Origin of the sequence: Mangrovibacter yixingensis (genome assembly GCF_020523985.1) — a bacterium.
Taxonomy (GTDB): domain Bacteria; phylum Pseudomonadota; class Gammaproteobacteria; order Enterobacterales; family Enterobacteriaceae; genus Mangrovibacter; species Mangrovibacter yixingensis.
In genome coordinates this window covers 81,054-97,883 of the sequence record NZ_JAIVKM010000009.1, presented here as the reverse complement: position 1 = coordinate 97,883, position 16,830 = coordinate 81,054, and the positions used below count along the sequence as shown (strand labels likewise).

The 16,830-nt window shown below is 47.7% G+C and carries 15 protein-coding genes; 7 read left to right on the top strand and 8 right to left on the bottom strand.

Going from position 1 to position 16,830, the window contains the following annotated elements:
- Positions 1–43 precede the first annotated feature (43 nt).
- The 3 genes from LC084_RS20835 (at position 44) to LC084_RS20825 (ending at position 3,112) form a co-directional block, all read left to right on the top strand.
- A complete protein-coding gene (locus tag LC084_RS20835) occupies positions 44–484 on the top strand; it encodes a GlcG/HbpS family heme-binding protein (RefSeq protein WP_226573661.1) in 441 nt (146 codons plus the stop codon).
- Positions 481–1,203 carry an SDR family NAD(P)-dependent oxidoreductase gene (locus LC084_RS20830; protein WP_226573658.1) on the top strand — a complete coding sequence of 241 codons (723 nt, stop codon included), beginning with the start codon at positions 481–483 and terminating at the stop codon, positions 1,201–1,203. The genes LC084_RS20835 and LC084_RS20830 overlap by 4 nt, the downstream gene beginning before the upstream one ends.
- A 163-nt stretch (positions 1,204–1,366) precedes the next feature.
- Positions 1,367–3,112 (top strand): tannase/feruloyl esterase family alpha/beta hydrolase, encoded by a 1,746-nt coding sequence (locus tag LC084_RS20825; protein ID WP_226573656.1) that lies wholly within the window; start codon positions 1,367–1,369, stop codon positions 3,110–3,112.
- Positions 3,113–3,197: 85 nt separating this feature from the next.
- Here LC084_RS20825 and idi read toward each other — a convergent pair whose 3' ends face one another.
- From idi to LC084_RS20805, 4 genes are all read right to left on the bottom strand, one after another.
- Positions 3,198–3,761, bottom strand: coding sequence for an isopentenyl-diphosphate Delta-isomerase (gene idi / locus LC084_RS20820; RefSeq protein WP_226573723.1), 564 nt, complete (start codon positions 3,759–3,761; stop codon positions 3,198–3,200).
- 130 nt (positions 3,762–3,891) lie between these two features.
- Positions 3,892–4,608: a DUF554 domain-containing protein gene (locus tag LC084_RS20815; protein ID WP_226573654.1), complete on the bottom strand. Its 717-nt coding sequence runs from the start codon at positions 4,606–4,608 to the stop codon at positions 3,892–3,894.
- A 49-nt stretch (positions 4,609–4,657) separates the two neighbouring features.
- Positions 4,658–5,242: a UbiX family flavin prenyltransferase gene (locus tag LC084_RS20810; protein WP_036115663.1), complete on the bottom strand. Its 585-nt coding sequence runs from the start codon at positions 5,240–5,242 to the stop codon at positions 4,658–4,660.
- A gap of 11 nt (positions 5,243–5,253) precedes the next feature.
- Entirely contained in the window at positions 5,254–6,750 is a 1,497-nt protein-coding gene (locus tag LC084_RS20805; RefSeq protein WP_036115665.1) for a UbiD family decarboxylase, read from the bottom strand.
- A gap of 283 nt (positions 6,751–7,033) precedes the next feature.
- Here LC084_RS20805 and LC084_RS20800 point away from each other — a divergent pair, with 283 nt between their 5' ends.
- Positions 7,034–7,933, top strand: coding sequence for a LysR family transcriptional regulator (locus tag LC084_RS20800; protein WP_226573651.1), 900 nt, complete (start codon positions 7,034–7,036; stop codon positions 7,931–7,933).
- Here the strand turns inward: LC084_RS20800 and LC084_RS20795 are convergent.
- The 4 genes from LC084_RS20795 to LC084_RS20780 all read right to left on the bottom strand — a co-directional run bounded on the left by LC084_RS20795 (position 7,926) and on the right by LC084_RS20780 (position 12,279).
- Positions 7,926–8,762: a helix-turn-helix transcriptional regulator gene (locus LC084_RS20795; protein WP_226573649.1), complete on the bottom strand. Its 837-nt coding sequence runs from the start codon at positions 8,760–8,762 to the stop codon at positions 7,926–7,928. The two genes, LC084_RS20800 and LC084_RS20795, sit on opposite strands and share 8 nt — an antisense overlap.
- A 109-nt stretch (positions 8,763–8,871) precedes the next feature.
- Complete coding sequence (locus LC084_RS20790) at positions 8,872–9,828, bottom strand: AEC family transporter (protein ID WP_226573645.1); 957 nt, start codon at positions 9,826–9,828, stop codon at positions 8,872–8,874.
- 277 nt (positions 9,829–10,105) lie between these two features.
- Positions 10,106–11,038, bottom strand: a complete 933-nt coding sequence (locus LC084_RS20785) for a LysR family transcriptional regulator (protein ID WP_226573642.1) — start codon at positions 11,036–11,038, stop codon at positions 10,106–10,108.
- A gap of 581 nt (positions 11,039–11,619) precedes the next feature.
- Positions 11,620–12,279, bottom strand: a complete 660-nt coding sequence (locus tag LC084_RS20780; protein ID WP_226573639.1) for an NAD(P)H-dependent oxidoreductase — start codon at positions 12,277–12,279, stop codon at positions 11,620–11,622.
- 572 nt (positions 12,280–12,851) lie between these two features.
- Here LC084_RS20780 and dmsA point away from each other — a divergent pair.
- The 3 genes from dmsA to LC084_RS20765 are packed head-to-tail and all read left to right on the top strand — an operon-like array spanning position 12,852 to position 16,789.
- Positions 12,852–15,296 (top strand): dimethylsulfoxide reductase subunit A, encoded by a 2,445-nt coding sequence (gene dmsA, locus LC084_RS20775; protein ID WP_226573636.1) that lies wholly within the window; start codon positions 12,852–12,854, stop codon positions 15,294–15,296.
- A gap of 10 nt (positions 15,297–15,306) precedes the next feature.
- Positions 15,307–15,924 (top strand): DMSO/selenate family reductase complex B subunit, encoded by a 618-nt coding sequence (locus tag LC084_RS20770; RefSeq protein ID WP_226573634.1) that lies wholly within the window; start codon positions 15,307–15,309, stop codon positions 15,922–15,924.
- A 1-nt stretch (position 15,925) separates the two neighbouring features.
- On the top strand, positions 15,926–16,789 hold the full coding sequence (locus LC084_RS20765) for a dimethyl sulfoxide reductase anchor subunit family protein (RefSeq protein ID WP_226573631.1): 864 nt from the start codon (positions 15,926–15,928) through the stop codon (positions 16,787–16,789).
- Positions 16,790–16,830 lie beyond the last annotated feature (41 nt).

Below are 16,830 nucleotides of genomic sequence, written 5' to 3'. Positions count from 1 at the left end.
ATAGCAAGCACTATTCTGCTTGTGAAAAACACAGGTAACGATTATGTCTGAACCAACTGAATCTGCTCTGTTCCATCGTATTCCTTCACTTACACTTGCTGGCGCCAGAAAGGCAATTATCGCAGCACAGCAATCTGCCCAGGCGCATGGCTGGAAAATCAGCGTTGCGGTGGTGGATCCGGCAGGCCAATTACTGGCTTTTGAAAAGCAGGATGGTGCCAGTGGTGTAACCATACAAGTGGCATGTGAGAAAGCAAAAACCGCCGCACTATTAGGGGAACCTTCTAAGGCATTTGAAGATTTCATTAATAACGGGCACCCCAGTTTTTTGAGTACGCCGGGTGTTACGCCTTTAGAAGGTGGTATTCCTGTTATCGTAGATGGTGCTGTGATTGGTGCCGTGGGGGTCAGTGGCGCGCATGGTGAAAACGACAGCTATGTTGCCAATGCTGCTGCTCAGGCGGTAGAGGAGGCGGTAAAATGAGTCTTGAAGGAAAAACAGTCGCAATTATTGGTGGTGCTTCTGGTATTGGCCTGCATGTAGCGTTAATGGCTGCAAAAAAAGGGGCTAATTTAATGCTAATTGGCCGTAATTCTGGGCGCCTTGCCGATGCGAAAAAAACGCTTTCTCTGTTGCATTCAGGCGTTTCATTACACCAGGTTGATGCCCATGATCACCAGGCTCTGACTGCGTTTTTTAGTCAACAAGGCAAGTTTGACCACCTGGTGTCTATGGTGGGAGATGTTATGGGCGGCGGTTTTATGGAGGCTGAAATGGAAACCATAGAACACGTTATACATTCTAAATTTATGACGAATGTGCTCATCGGTAAACTGGCAGCGCCACACCTCAATACCGGTGGCAGTATGGTATTTACATCAGGCACCGGGGGGCGTGCACAACATGCCTGTGCCAGTTACGTTGGCAACCTGGGTATTAACGCTTTAGTTGAAGGGTTAGCCGCGGAACTGGCACCTGCTGTTCGGGTAAATGCCGTTGCACCGACATGGACACTCACACCATTCTGGCGCGATGTACCTGCAGATGATTTGGCCCGGACACAAGCTCATTTTGAAGAAAATATCCCACTGAAACGCCTGGCAACAATGGATGAACTGGCTGCTGCTTATATTTTCCTGATGGAAAACGGTTTTGTGACAGGCCAGCGTCTGGCGGTTGATGGCGGCATTATGCTTGGCTGATAACTGATTAAATTACTGCGCGTGTTAAGTGCGCAGTAATTTTGCCTGCATTACCCATTGTTGCATTTATTCAATTTTGGTCCTTTATTCCCTGACAGTGCGCTCGTAATCTGCCAAGTTTTATTTCATTACCTCTTTTAAAACACATAAAAGGTTAACCGCTATGAGGATGTTAATAGCACTGGCATGGGCAGGCATGATGGCATTGTTCATCTCTCCTGTATTTGCCCAGCCAGTATCTGTGCATTCAGGTATCACTACAGTACCTTCCGCACAGGCGTGTGAAGCACTTATGCAGGTTGATTTGACCGGTATTGGTGGCAAAGGCAGTGTGGTCAGCTCGGCAAAAGAAGAAACGATTAACGCCATTAATTACTGTGTGGTCAGTAGTAAATTGATGCCATCCATAACCATCAAAACACTTCTGCCGGTGACCATCTGGAACGGGCGCTACATGCAATTAGGCTGTGGTGGTTTGTGCGGCAACATCATGATGGATGTTGGTGCTGCTGCAGGGTGTGCCCCATTAGCGCAAGGCGGGTTCGCTCTCGCTGCAACGGATATGGGCCACTCAATGGAAGAAGTGGATTTTGGTAACTCGCAGCAAAAACGTGAGGATTTTGCCTGGCGCGCTCAGCATCTGGCTGCGGTGACATCTAAAAGCCTGATCCAGCATTATTATGCACAAGCTGCAAAATGGTCCTACTTTAATGGCTGTTCGGATGGTGGGCGTGAGGCCTTAATGGAGGCGCAGCGGTTCCCGCGAGATTTTAATGGCATCATCGCCGGGGCGGCTGCAATGAACTTCCAGGTGCAGAATGCCCTGTACCATTCCTGGATGGCAGTTTCCAATACGGATAAAGAAGGTAAAGCGATTATTACCGCAGACAGATTGCCCTTGATTCATAATGCGGTTCTGAATGCCTGTGATGCGCTGGATGGCCAAAAAGACGGGCTGCTCTCAGACCCGATGACCTGCCATTTCAACCCCGCAGTATTGCAATGCCCGCCTGGCAGCGATACTCATCAGGCAAACTGCCTGTCATCCAAAGAAGTTGAGGCTGTTAAACGATTCTATTCGGGCCCGGTTGACCCAAAAACCGGGCAAAAACTGGTTGTTGGCAGTGTTCTGCCTGGGTCTGAGCTGGCTTGGGCCGGTGTCTTTGTGCCACAGACGGCAGATGGGTCGATAATGAGTCGTAGTATTGCCCTGGCTTCACTGCGTTATATGAATTTTGTGAAAAATCCCGGAGCCAGTTTCACGCTTAAAGATATGACGTTTGATGCAAACATGTTTGATAAGCTGCGCGCGTTACACAGCTTATACGATGCGACAAACCCGAACCTTGCCGCGTTTAAACAGGCTGGTGGCAAACTGATTATTTGGCATGGGTTGGCTGACCCTCATATTTCGCCCATCAATTCTATTGCCTTTCACCAGGCTGTTGGTCGGGCAATGGGAGTGACACAGCGTGATGCATTCGAGCGTTTGTATTTACTCCCTGGCGTGTATCACTGTTCTGGTGGTGAAGGCCCGTCACTGGTGGATTTCTTAACACCGATGATGAACTGGGTTGAACATGGTGTGGCTCCTGAGGCTGTAATGGCATGGCAGGCACCGGCAAAAACAGAGAACAGCTTTGGCCAGCCGCAAGGTGCCGGGGCAGGGAAAACGAAACCTGCAGCAATGATGCCACCAGTTCAGGATGGAAAAACGCGTTTTCGTCTGCAAGCCATTCCGGCAGGTGCAGCATCACGCCCTGTGTACCCGTTTCCGTTCATGGCGGTATACAGCGGAGAGGGTGAACGCTCCAAAGGGAGCAGCTATAAGCCGGTGAAACGCCAGGTGCTGCCATTCTATACAGACTGGCGAGGCGCTGATTTTTACCAGCCGCATCAGGAGAAGTAATACGATGTATTAAGGATTAACAACAGGTAAAACATGCTTGTGTTATTATCTGTTGTTGGACAGCCGGGTGATTTACCCGGCTTTTTTACGCCTGTGAACTGATAATATTTTGTACGAAACTGTTCAAGGCACTGACGGCGCTGGAATCGGACACAAGTTGTACCATCCAGGGGGAAAATACCCACGGTGTATGGCGCACAGACGCAATGACATCATCAAGCCGGACCCAGTGGTAATCCATCACTTCTTCAGGATGAGGTTGTACCTCATTAATAGCCAGTGCCGCATATACCGGGCAAATCTCATTTTCCATAATCCCGTTGGCATCGGTTTCGCAATAGCGAAAGTGTGGGCTGACGGGTGTTATGTTTTCAATATTCACCCCTGTTTCGTACAGGCAACGGCGGCGAATCGCCTCTTCCTGTGTTTCTTCCCATTGAGGGTGACCGCAAACAGAATTAGTCCACACGCCAGGCCAGGCCTTCTTGGTTAATGCCCTGCGGGTCAGTAAATATTGCCCTTGTGCATTAAATACCCAGCAAGAAAAAGCCAGGTGAAGCGGGGTGTTCTCATGATGCGCGGTGTACTTCTCCAGGATTCCTTCTGGTTTGCCTTGTGCATTGAGTAGCACCACATGTTCTTGTTGCATCATAAAACTCTCGTATCAGGCCAAGGGTATCTGGAAATGTGAAGTATAACGGATGGGCAATAATCGGGGTTGTCTGCCGCATTCTGACGGAAATAGCATGGCCCGGAAACCCCGAACCATGCTTAACGTTTTATGCGACTAAGGATGCCCAAAGGTGGGAGAACGGCATCACCAGGAAGAGACCCGGTAGCATGTTTGCCACAGGAAACAGTTTGATATTGCAGATACGAAAACCTGTTGCAATCATGATAAGGCCGCCAGCGCAGGAGAAATCAGCCATCATGTCTGGTGTAGTCATTGGTAAAATAACGACTGCCAGCATTGCCAGCAGAACCTGAATAATCACCTGTGGAATAGCGATGGTCATTACCGCGTAGCCCAGCATGGTGGCGAAAATTGCTGAGGTGAACAGATCCAGTACCGTTTTGATATACAGGATAGACGGGTCACCTGTCATCCCTTCGTGCATGGCACCAAAGATACCTGTGCCACTGGCACAAAACAGCACCAGAATCGCAACAAATTTTTCAGTAAATTCTTCGTGGGTTAGTCCTTTAACCGGGGGTAAAAAGCGGTTGACGATACCGCGGGTCAGGCCAGCTGCCTTACCAATGCCTTTTTCGACATAGAACAGTTCACCAAGTACTGCACCAATGACCATAGCCAGAACTACGGCGGGCATATATTTCACTTCAATAACCAGCTTAATACCGAGCCCAACAGAGCAGAGGCCGAAGGTTAAAGGAAGAGCAGTCCGGACACGTTCCGGAAGCATACGGCCAGCAAGCGCACCCAACAGACCGCCGACAACGACAGCGGTGCCGTTGACATAAGGACCGATTAACATTTTTTTGTTCCTGTAGTGTGTTATACCCGAGAGGGAGTTTTAAAAAGGGTTAATTCGCATGATGCATATCACCTTCACCCCAGCGCGGAATATTTTTCACATCCAGATCAAATAGATCCAGAGCTCGAGCCACACTGTGAGTGATAATTTCATCGGTTGTTTGCGGGCGCTGGTAGAGCGCCGGAACAGGCGGGAAAATAATCCCGCCCATTTCCGTTACTGCCTGCATATTACGCAGGTGCCCAAGGTTGAGCGGCGTTTCCCTGGCCAGCAGGACAAGGCGACGGCGCTCTTTTAACACCACATCGGCTGCCCGAGTGAGTAGATTGTCGGTCAGGCAGTGAGCAATAGCCCCAAGGGAACGCATAGAACAGGGAGCAACCAGCATACCCAGGGTTTTGAATGAACCACTGGATATTGACGCCCCAAGGTTGCCGATGGGATGCACAACATCCGCCAGCGCCATCACCTTGTCCAGTTCGTAATCCGTTTCCAGTTCGCAGGTCCTTTCTGCACCTTTGGAGACAACCAGGTGCACTTCAAGACCTTTCCCTTGCAGTAACTCAAGGGCTTTTACGCCATACTGGAAACCGGATGCGCCACTGATCCCGATGATGATACGTTGTGTGGTCATTCAATAACTCCTTATTCGAAATCTGGCAGGAAGCGTTTCACATCCACTTCTTTAAATTTCGAGCGTTCAAAATGCGATTTCAGATGGAACGGCACCGTGCAGTCATAGATAGTCTTGCAGGACATCCCCGTTTGCAGAATGCTCGGGCTGTATTCCGGTGTTTGTGACGGATCCAGAGGATGGCAGCGTACACCAGGAATAAAGACGGTATCTACATCACCCTGATAACGAGTCTGCATAGCCCACAGCACGTCGTCACTGTCAAAGATATCAACATCTTCATCTACCAGAATAACGTGTTTCAGTTCTGGGAATGCAGAGAATGCGAGCAGCGCAGCCTGACGCTGGCGGCCTTCATCAACCGGCGCGAATTTTTTAAACTGCATAACTGCCAGTAATTTGCCACCACCTGCAGAGTGTGCAAATACATTCAACAGTTTACCAGGCATCGCGCGGTTTACCATATCCAGAATACTGGCTTCAGTTGGAATACCTGCCATGTTCACATGTTCTTCGCCTGGCCCTACAGTAGTGCGCCAGATAGGGTTGTGACGATGGGTGACGGCTTTCACCTTGATAACCGGCAGTGCCTCTTTCGCTTCACCGGTATAACCCGGGAATTCAGGCATCGCTTTGCCAGAGTCGGTGTTCTGGTCTTCACGAACACGTACATTTGGCAGCAGCTCACCTTCAATAACGATTTCTGCGTGGGCAATTGCACGTTCATTGATGGTTTTACATTTCACCATTTCAACAGCGTGGCCGCGCAATGCACCGGCAACACTCAGTTCGTCAAAGCCAAGTGGGGTTGTCGGTGGTTCGAAGCAGGCGGCAATTTCAATTGCCGGATCAACACCAATGCTGATGGAGATAGGAAGTGGTTTGCCCGCTTCTTCAGCTTTCATGCGGAATGCATCAATATGGCGGCCTGGAGTGAGCCACATTGAAAGCTCATCGCGGCTTTGAACACACAGGCGGTGAATCGTGATATCAGACTCATGGGTTTCAGGGTCGGATGCGTAGCACAGACCCATCGTGATGTAAGGGCCTGCATCTTCTTCGGTATTGGTTGGGGCTGGCAGCAGTTTACGCAAATCGAAATTTGCATCTGTCGCCAGGTGTACAACTTCCTGGCACACTGCTTTGTCAGCACTGACTTCAACTGGAGCGATAGGGTTCTGCACGGAATCTTTCAGCAGATGGCCCAGTCTTTCAGGTTCGCAGTTAAGGAACTGCCCAACGCGTTTACGGGAACCATTCAGGCCAATAATGACACTGATATCATCGAACCCTTTAATTTTGTTGAACATCATTACCGGGCCGTTTTTACGAGTAGGACGTTCGCACGTACCACCTGCACCAACGTAGCGGTAAACACCAGATAATTCGGCGCGAGGGTCGACTTCTACATTCGTTTCGACATATTCGCCGGGGGTAGATTTGAGTAATTCAATTGCGGAGCGAAGATCATGCGTCTGGCTCTGATCTTTATTTAGCTCATTTGCCATAATAGTGGTCCGTATTTTTCAGGTAAGTTGTCTTTGCACCTGAAAATATATGCCTGCTAATAGAACCAGACAAATACCGTTTAGATTATACAAACCATATCAAAAAGGTGTGAGTGACAGCGATTACAATCACATTATATTTACTTCAGGTTAAATTGCTACATTTAATGCAAGAAATGTTACCACAATGTTTTTATTTTGTTGGGTTGTTAAGTTGTTTATGCACGAAAAACAGAAATATGCGATAATACGACCTCATAATCTGGCGGAGGGCATTATCTCTATGGATCTGAAAAGATTGAAGTATTTCTGTAAGGTCGTTGAGCATGGTTCTATCAGCCAGGCCGCCAGAGCGCTAAACATGGCACAACCCCCGCTTAGCCGGAGGATTCAGGAGCTTGAAGAAGAACTCAATGCTTCCCTTTTTGTCCGTAATGGAAATAGAATCGAACCTACCGATGCGGGTAATTTTCTCTATCGCCGCGCCAGTGATATCTTTCGTCAAATAGAAAATACAACGCGTGAAACCATTCAAATAGCCAACAGAGAAAAGCGACTATTGCGTATAGGTTTGACACACTTATACCAATCTTATTTCAAACCACTATTTCTTGAATTATACCGGAAACATCCAGAAATAGAATTACGAATCTCGGTTTCTGATTCCAGTAATTTAGAAGAGCAACTGAATGATGGTTTATTAGATTTAGCGTTAATTCAGAAACCTTATCAACCTGAATGCTTTGATTATATCGCTTTTGAGCCAGTAAAACTGGTAGCGGTAATTAATAAGGAGCTGGCAGGTTGTGTGAGTAGCGATATAAATAGTGGGACAATACCTTACCTGGCGATTGGTGAGCTTCCCCTTGTTTTGCTGCAACGTTCCCGGGATTCGGGCATTTATGAGATGTTGTTTGATAATTTTAGTAAGGGCGGAGTAAATCCGAATGTGATTATGCACATTGCTCAGCCCGGTGTAATTATTGACTGGCTGGAGTCTGGCCTGAAAGCGGCAACATTGCTACCTGAGTCTGAAGTTGATGCCAGCCGGTTAGAAAATTGCTTCGTACTGGATGTTTTCCCTTCACCGCAAGTTTTTTTCCCGGCGATGGTGAAAACCATTGATATGCCCTGGCTGCAAGAGTTTTTGGGTTTACTTGAGCAAGGGTATCCATTCAAATAGTTTTGTGAGCAACAGAGAAGATTGTTGCTATTTTACTGGCATCTTCATCCGTTGCCGGGCTGTATACCAGCAGGCTTAAATCTGGCCGCGCGTGAATGCCAAAAGATGAATAATTCAGCGCAAGCGCCCCGCAGTCTGAGCGATGCAGGTATTTAATCCCTTCACTTAAATCCTGTACGCTGTGTGTTTCCCAAAGCGTTGCAAAAAATGCACTTTTAGCGGAAAGTTCCTGAACCAGGTGTTGTACGCGTGGGCTTTCGCCAACGCGGGCAATATCAGCCCGAAACGCACCAACCACCATACGAGCCACAGCCTCCCAGTCCGCCTGATGCTGGCGTACTGGTTCATGCGAAAAGATAAGCCGCAAAATATTCCGTTGCTCAGGCTCAAGACGTGTGTAATCAGTCAACACCAGGCGGGCAGCGTCATTCCATGCCAGAATGTCCCAGGTAAGATTTTTTATCAGCGCGGGGCATGGGTTAAGCGTATTCAGTACATGCTGAAGATGGGCGGGTATTGCCTGATTTTCTTGGTGTTTTGTTTGAGGTGGATGGCCAACACCCAATAAAAACAGATGCTCACGTTCGGTGTCTGTCAGCAACAGCGCCTGGCTCAGGCGTTCGAGCACGGGAACTGAAGGGGCTCCCCCCCGGCCCTGCTCAAGCCAGGTATACCAGGTTACGCTAATACTGGCGCGCTGAGCGACTTCTTCGCGGCGCAGGCCCAGAGTGCGGCGACGTTGAGAATCATACCCTAATGCGCGCGCATCCAGGTTTTGACGCCGTTCCTTTAAAAAAGCACCTAGCTGTTGCGAAAGGGGAAATGCCATCTTTATTCTCGACTCTGAGTGAGCACACCTGGACGCTTATACCATGATAAGTGTGTGTGGCTAACGGGATAACATGACAGATACCACACTTTTGGTTGAAAGAACCCGGTTAACTCAGGTTCAGGCTTCTTAAAATAAACAGTCCCAGCGATGTTGTGACAATGGAACCAACCATTGTCAGCCCAATAATATTGGCGGCAAGTACGGCATTCCCACCCATTGCTCGTGTCATAACGTAACTGGCGGCAGCGGCAGGTGTAGCAGAAAACAGAAAGATAACGCCCAGTGTTGTTCCTTCAAAGCCACACAGCCACCCACCGAAAGTTAACCCTGCAGGAACTACCGCGACACGCGCAAGGGTGGCATATAAAGCTGTATTGGATGATCTAAACATACTACGCAGGTCCAGTGAGGCACCGGCGCACATCATTGCCAGCGGCAATGCTGTTGCCGAAATTAGCTCACCGGTTTGGGTAATCGGATGAGGGATAGTGAACCCTGTCGCGTTCCAGGCTAAACCTGCCACCAGGCTGATAATCAGCGGGTTTTTAATAACACCCTGCAGAATAGAAACGGGTGAAGGGGCTTTTTTACCATTACCTTGCAGGCTGCGGGTCAATGAAATCACAGATAAAAGGTTAAACAGAATAACTGTTGTCGCCATGTACAATGAGCCAATAGCTATACCTGCTTTCCCATAGGCCATTGACGCATAAGCCAGGCCGACAATCGCTGTATTGGCACGAAACCCCCCTTGAACGAAGATGCCTCTCTCCTTGCGTTCTTTGACTAATAAAGGCGCAACAAGCTCCAGTAGCAGCCAGGATAATGTCGTCCCCATCAGGCCGTACAGTGCCAGGGGCAAATTTTGAGCCAGCGAAATTTTCTGTGTAGCAATACTGAAAAACAGTAAGCAAGGTAGTGCAACAACAAAGACAATTTTTGAGGCACCATCAATAAATGTATCGTTCATCAACCCAGAACGGCGCAAGATGACGCCCGCGAGCAGTAGAAGCAGGTTTGGCAGCGTGACACCGATAACAAAGCGCCAAGTTTCCCAGTCCATATTTTTCCTTTTATATCAACAAATAATAAACTTTTATTGTCATGTGAGGTGATAGACATGATAGCTGCGTTTATCAAAACGAGCCGTCAATATGGCAAGGGACAGGGTAGACTGTGCGGGTATTTTTTTATTTATCGCAACCAGCAAGAGAGGGATGATAACAAAAGCACGGATAAAAAGGCGATGTTAGTGCATGGGTTTTTATGACAAAAATGTAACTATTATTATGGGGTGAAGCCTGATGTATGACTGGGAAAACCCAACAAAAAACTCAGGGTTAATTGATATCCAGATAGTCTAACCAGAATGGTCTGCCGCCTAAATGGTTCATAAGCAGTGCAATAAAGTCATCGACTAAGATATTGTGATTTCTGTTTGGGTAAATAGCATAGATTCCTGTGTCCATAGTAGAGACTTTATACTCTGGCAGTAATTGAATCAGCCCGGATGCTTCCAGAGAATCTTCCAGCCCAAATAAATCAATCAGACCGTAACCAACCCCCCGACTGACTGAATTGACCAGGATTTTTATATCGTTAACTTTGAAGTGCCCTTTCATTGTCAGGTTAAGTAACTCTTTCCCGCCCGGTGTACTACCGATCATCAATTTATCCAGTGTAATATTACCATTTGAATAAATTACTGCAGGCAGTGAAACCAGCTCTGATGGTGTTGTGGGATTACCATATTTTTCCAGGAATGATTTTGAGGCAATAAGTATAAACTGTGTTTTTGCAATTTTTTTAGCGATTAAATTAGAATCTATAAGTTTACCAATGCGAATGGCTAAATCATATTTATCAGCAATAATATCAGCGCGCCTGTCATCAAGAAAAAGAGTGATATTAACATTGGGATATTTGTTAATAAACCCATCAATGACTGGCTGAAGATATTTTTGCCCAAAAAAACTGGGTGCAGTGATTTTAATATTTCCGCTGGGATTGGTTTGGTGTGTTTTGGCAATATATTGAATATTGTGAAGGGTTTCTTCCAATATAATGGCTTGCTTGAATATTTCATCCCCGACAGCAGTAAGTGCTATAGCTCGAGTAGAACGGTTAATCAACTGTACGCCTAAACTCTCTTCTAGTTTCTTTATTTGTTTTGATAATGCAGAGTTATCCATATTGTGTAATGAAGCAGCTTTGCTGAATGAACCCTGGCGTACTATATCCAGAAAAAGGGAGAGTTGTTGGCTAATTGACATGGCATTCTCAGGCGGCGAATAGTACCTTGATTGTAGCACAATTATCCGGAAATGTGTTATTTCATTATCAATGATAACGCCAGGAAATGGAATTGCTTAATGTGATGATGTGGCAATTCCATTTCCCAGTATTTATAAATATTGGTAGTGCTTACTTTTTATATCTATTGAAGTAATCTTCCCATGAAATATGATCTCTTCCTGATGCGTTACGAAAGTGGTTGGTTTTTTCCAGTGCACCATATTTAATGTTTTTGTATATACCGCCATACCGCCATACCGCCAACGACATTGCCAGCGCTATTTTTTACTGCGCCGATCTCCTGGTAGCTGGCAATGTATTCAATATCGGGTTCTATATATATATACCATTACGGCCAATAACCCATTCAAGGCCTGATTCCTGAATATATTTTTCTGCTACTCAGCACAACAGGGAGGAAACTGTACCTTTTCCGCCCCTGAATACTGGAGCAGACAATTTTTCGTACCCCAGCTCGTTTTGCTGCCGTGACAATATTTGTATGTTGTACCATTCGTTCATCAGGAGTACTCATACTGGTTACCATCAGCCTGTGCTTTTAGATAACCGTCAGAATATCTGACATTGGCAGGCGTGCTTTGGGCAAACCATAATTGTAATCATCACTGTCTAAATGATAGCCCATTGCTACGGCAACTTCGCACACATAACCCTCTAATTCATTTTTGAAAACGTCTCCAATACGTTCTTTGTCAACACCTTCCATTGGCGTTGAGTCAATCCCCATTCGTGCTAAAACATGCAGAAGATTCCCCAGCGCGATATAAGTTTGTGCTTTAGTCCAGTTACCATTAAAACCTTTTTCGTCAGTATTCGCTTCGGCGAAAGTGAAGGCACCGTGCAGGAAACTTTCATAGCGGTCTGCAGGTAAATGACCCGATGATACTTCTACATCAGTGACTTTACGGTAATCATCTAACGTAAATTCCGGGTTGTAAGCCAATAAAATTGTGTGGGAAGCCGTTTTCGCATGGGGTTGATTGAATTGATATTTTTTATCGAAAGTATCATGCAACCGCTGTTTGGCCGCATCACTCTCTATCACAATGAATTTCCAGGGCTGTGAGTTTATCGATGAAGCAGAAAGGCGCAGGGCTTCTTTGATAATTTCCATATCCGCGGTGGAAATTTTTTTCTGCGCATCATAGCGTTTTGCGGTGTAGCGTTTGGTTAAGTCGGCAATGATCGGATGAGACATGAAGGATTCCTTTTTGGAAATATAAAGATAGCTGACGTTCACACCTGTCAGAAAACGAGGGAGATTTTACGAATCCCACCCACACAGGGCGATGTCATATTTGACCAAATATTTTGGTGATTTTTTTCCATAAATTGGCAGACATTATGAATGCATGCCTGATAACAGGGCTCTGGTTGAATGAGTTACAGGAAATTTACAGGTTTGACTTACAGATTGACTGATAAAGGAGATGTGTTTTCAGATTGCTCCATCCCCCAGAATCAGTCTTTGGCAACATTGCCAGCCAGACTTTGAATAGCTTTAAAAATAATTGCGAATGATATTCATTATTAATTTTGTGATTTTTTTTTCATCTTTTTCACAACAGACTTTTTGTCCTGGATCTCAGAAATATACCCTATCTGCAAGTTTTAGCTTTTTGATTGATACGAAGCAAACTCTTGATTCTCTGGGCAGCGTAATACTCACCTTGATAAGAATGAAAATAAACTGACAATTCAAAACGTTATATACATAATTATATAGCGCTTGGGTTGAATCGATGACGAAAATAAGCAAGGTGAGTATTTATGAGCCATAAAACACCCGATGCTTTGCTGGAAGCAGAAGTCAGCCGACGAGGCTTAATGAAGGGAACCGCGATTGGTGGCCTGGCACTGGCTGGCAGCGCGTTTTCTTTGCCATTTTCCCGGCTGGTTTGTGCCGCAGATGCGATTGCCCCGGCAGGCTCTCAGGAAAAGGTAATCTGGAGTGCCTGTACCGTTAACTGTGGTAGCCGTTGCCCGCTACGCATGCATGTTGTTAACGGTGAAATCCGTTATGTGGAAACAGATAACACCGGCAATGATGATTATGATGGTTTACACCAGGTGCGGGCCTGCCTGCGTGGCCGCTCTATGCGCCGTCGGGTTTATAATCCTGACCGGCTGAAATACCCCATGAAGCGTGTGGGAAAACGGGGCGAAGGGAAGTTTGAGCGCATTAGCTGGGATGAAGCTTATGACATTATCGCCAGCAACACGCAGCGCCTGATTAAAGACTACGGTAACGAATCTATCTACCTTAATTATGGTACCGGGACGTTGGGCGGCACGATGACCCGCTCCTGGCCACCAGGAAAAACCCTGATTGCCCGCCTGATGAATTGTGTGGGTGGCTACCTGAATCATTATGGAGACTACTCAACAGCCCAAATCGCTGCCGGGTTGAATTACACCTACGGTGGCTGGGCAGATGGTAACAGCCCGTCTGACATCGAAAACAGCAAACTGGTCGTGTTGTTTGGTAATAATCCAGGCGAAACGCGGATGAGCGGCGGCGGGGTTACCTACTACATTGAACAGGCCCGCCAGAAATCCAATGCGCGCATGATTATTATCGACCCGCGTTATAACGACACCGGTGCCGGGCGCGAAGATGAATGGATCCCTATCCGGCCTGGTACTGATGGTGCGCTGGCCGCAGCAATTGCCTGGGTTTTGATTACTGAGAACCTCGTCGATCAGGCATTCCTCGATAAATATTGTGTTGGCTATGATGAAACAACACTGCCAGCCGGTGCGCCAGCGAATAGCCATTACAAAGCTTATATTCTGGGGCAGGGTAAAGACGGTGTGGCGAAAACACCTGACTGGGCTGCGCCCATCACTGGTATTCCTGCTTCCCGAATCATTCAACTGGCCCGTGAGATCGGTTCAGTAAAACCAGCATTTATTTCTCAAGGGTGGGGGCCGCAGCGCCACTCCAATGGGGAACTGGCTTCCCGGGCTATTGCCATGCTGCCGATTTTGACCGGGAACGTGGGTATTTCCGGGGGTAACAGTGGTGCACGCGAAGGGTCTTATGAAGTGCCGTTCGAACGGATGCCAACACTGGATAACCCGGTACAAACCAGCATTTCAATGTTTATGTGGACTGATGCCATTGAGCGCGGCCCTGAAATGACAGCGACACGCGATGGGGTTCGTGGGAAAGACAAACTGGATGTTCCCATCAAAATGATTTGGAACTATGCCGGTAACTGCCTGGTGAACCAGCACTCGCAAATTAACCGCACTCACGAAATTCTTCAGGATGACAAAAAGTGTGAAATGATTGTGGTCATTGATTGCCATATGACCGCTTCGGCAAAATATGCCGATATTTTATTGCCTGATTGCACAGCCTCAGAACAGATGGACTTCGCGCTGGATGCCTCTTGCGGGAATATGTCCTATGTGATTTTTAATGACCAGGTCATTAAGCCGCGTTTTGAATGCAAAACCATTTATGAGATGACCAGCGCACTGGCAAAACGCCTGGGTGTGGAAGAGAAATTCACCGAAGGGCGTACTCAGGAAGGGTGGATGCGCCATCTTCATGAGTTATCTCGTAAAGCGATTCCTGATTTGCCGTCTTTCGAAGCCTTTCGTGAACAGGGTATTTTTAAACAGCGCGATCCTGAAGGGCACCACGTTGCATACAAAGCTTTCCGTGATGACCCTGCAGCCAACCCGCTCACCACACCTTCCGGGAAAATTGAAATTTACTCCGCGCAACTGGCTGAGATTGCCGCGACCTGGCAACTGGATAAAGACGATGTGGTCGACCCGCTACCTGTTTACAGTGCCGGGTTTGAAAACTATGACGACCCATTAGCAAAACAGTGGCCATTGCAATTAACCGGTTTTCATTACAAAGCCCGCACACACTCAACTTACGGCAATGTGGACGTTTTAAAAGCCGCCTGCCGCCAGGAGATGTGGATTAACCCCATGGATGCTAAGGCTCGCGGCATTGCCAACGGTGATCGCGTGCGGATTTTTAATGGCCGGGGAGAGGTTCACATTGAGGCAAAAGTGACACCACGTATTTTACCGGGTGTTGTCGCCCTGGGTGAGGGAGCCTGGTATTCCCCGGATACCCAACGGGTCGATCAGGCTGGCAGCATCAACGTACTGACAACCCAACGCCCGTCACCACTGGCAAAAGGCAACCCGTCACACACCAACCTCGTTCAGGTTGAAAAGTTGTAAGGAGTAACCGATGACAACCCAGTATGGATTTTTTATTGATTCCAGCCGGTGCACCGGTTGCAAAACCTGTGAACTGGCCTGTAAAGATTACAAAGACTTAACGCCGGATGTGAGTTTCCGTCGCATTTATGAATACGCGGGAGGTGACTGGCAAGAAGATAATGGTGTGTGGCACCAAAATGTGTTCGCTTACTATTTATCCATCGCCTGTAACCATTGCGAGGATCCGGCCTGTACGAAGGTGTGCCCCAGTGGCGCAATGCACAAGCGGGAAGATGGCTTTGTCGTGGTCAATGAAGATGTATGTATTGGCTGCCGTTACTGCCATATGGCATGTCCTTATGGTGCGCCGCAATATAACGCGGCTAAAGGGCACATGACCAAGTGTGATGGTTGCTACTCTCGTGTTGCAGAAGGCAAAAAGCCGATTTGTGTTGAATCCTGCCCACTCAGGGCGCTGGACTTTGGGCCAATCGAAGAACTGCGCAAAAAACATGGTGAGCTGGCGGCAGTTGCACCGTTGCCGTCTGCACATTTCACAAAACCGAGTATTGTCATAAAACCCAACGCCAACAGCCGCCCAGAAGGTGATACCAGCGGTTATCTGGCAAACCCGAAGGAGGTGTGAAATGGGTAACGGATGGAGTGAATGGCCACTGATGCTGTTTACCGTGCTGGGGCAGTGTGTGGTGGGTGGATTTATTGTTATGGCTCTGATGTTGTTGTGGGCCAAACCCAGTGCAGAGCAGCAAAAGAGGGTCACCCTCGTGATGCTGGGGTTGTGGATCTTTATGGGAATAGGTTTTATTGCCTCCATGATGCACCTGGGTTCGCCTATGCGGGCGTTTAACTCATTAAACCGGGTTGGATCTTCGGCCCTGAGTAACGAAATAGCCAGCGGCTCACTCTTTTTTGCCGTTGGTGGTATTGGCTGGTTACTGGCGGTCGTGAATAAGCTTTCCCAGCCGCTGCGCGCATTATGGCTGGTGGTAACCATGGTGCTGGGCGTGATTTTCGTCTGGATGATGGCAAGGGTTTACAACACGATAGACACAGTGCCAACCTGGTACACGATATGGACTGGGTTGCGCTTTTTCCTGACTATGTTGATGGGTGGACCGTTACTTGGCTACCTGCTGCTGCGTGTGGCAGGTGTTGAAGGTTGGGGAATGCGTGTGTTACCTGCTGTTTCCCTGGTCGCTTTGCTGGGTAGTGCTGTGGTGGCGGTAATGCAGGGGAGCGAACTGGCAACGATTCACAGTTCCGTGCAACAAGCTCAGGCGTTAGTTCCGCAATATGGAGCACTGATGGCATGGAGCCTGGTGCTGCTGGCCGCCGCGCTGGTGTGTTGGGTGGTACCACAGCTAAAAGGGTATTACCCCGCAGTGCCTGTATTGTCACTGGCGTTTGTACTGGTGCTGGCAGGTGAACTGATTAGCCGTGGTGTGTTTTATGGCCTGCATATGACAGTTGGCATGGCAATCGCCGGGTAGCCCTGCGTTTGCCATTAGCTTAAATAAAGAAGCCCATAGCG

Excerpts from the sequence above, each read along its gene's own strand:
- LC084_RS20830 (WP_226573658.1), top strand. The coding sequence starts at position 481 with ATGAGTCTTGAAGGAAAAACAGTCGCAATTATTGGTGGTGCTTCTGGT.
- LC084_RS20795 (WP_226573649.1), bottom strand. The coding sequence starts at position 8,762 with ATGGCATTTCCCCTTTCGCAACAGCTAGGTGCTTTTTTAAAGGAACGG.
- LC084_RS20780 (WP_226573639.1), bottom strand. The coding sequence starts at position 12,279 with ATGTCTCATCCGATCATTGCCGACTTAACCAAACGCTACACCGCAAAA.
- dmsA (WP_226573636.1), top strand. The coding sequence starts at position 12,852 with ATGAGCCATAAAACACCCGATGCTTTGCTGGAAGCAGAAGTCAGCCGA.
- LC084_RS20800 (WP_226573651.1), top strand. The coding sequence starts at position 7,034 with ATGGATCTGAAAAGATTGAAGTATTTCTGTAAGGTCGTTGAGCATGGT.
- LC084_RS20825 (WP_226573656.1), top strand. The coding sequence starts at position 1,367 with ATGAGGATGTTAATAGCACTGGCATGGGCAGGCATGATGGCATTGTTC.
- LC084_RS20835 (WP_226573661.1), top strand. The coding sequence starts at position 44 with ATGTCTGAACCAACTGAATCTGCTCTGTTCCATCGTATTCCTTCACTT.
- LC084_RS20805 (WP_036115665.1), bottom strand. The coding sequence starts at position 6,750 with ATGGCAAATGAGCTAAATAAAGATCAGAGCCAGACGCATGATCTTCGC.
- idi (WP_226573723.1), bottom strand. The coding sequence starts at position 3,761 with ATGCAACAAGAACATGTGGTGCTACTCAATGCACAAGGCAAACCAGAA.
- LC084_RS20790 (WP_226573645.1), bottom strand. The coding sequence starts at position 9,828 with ATGGACTGGGAAACTTGGCGCTTTGTTATCGGTGTCACGCTGCCAAAC.
- LC084_RS20770 (WP_226573634.1), top strand. The coding sequence starts at position 15,307 with ATGACAACCCAGTATGGATTTTTTATTGATTCCAGCCGGTGCACCGGT.
- LC084_RS20810 (WP_036115663.1), bottom strand. The coding sequence starts at position 5,242 with ATGACCACACAACGTATCATCATCGGGATCAGTGGCGCATCCGGTTTC.
- LC084_RS20765 (WP_226573631.1), top strand. The coding sequence starts at position 15,926 with ATGGGTAACGGATGGAGTGAATGGCCACTGATGCTGTTTACCGTGCTG.
- LC084_RS20815 (WP_226573654.1), bottom strand. The coding sequence starts at position 4,608 with ATGTTAATCGGTCCTTATGTCAACGGCACCGCTGTCGTTGTCGGCGGT.
- LC084_RS20785 (WP_226573642.1), bottom strand. The coding sequence starts at position 11,038 with ATGTCAATTAGCCAACAACTCTCCCTTTTTCTGGATATAGTACGCCAG.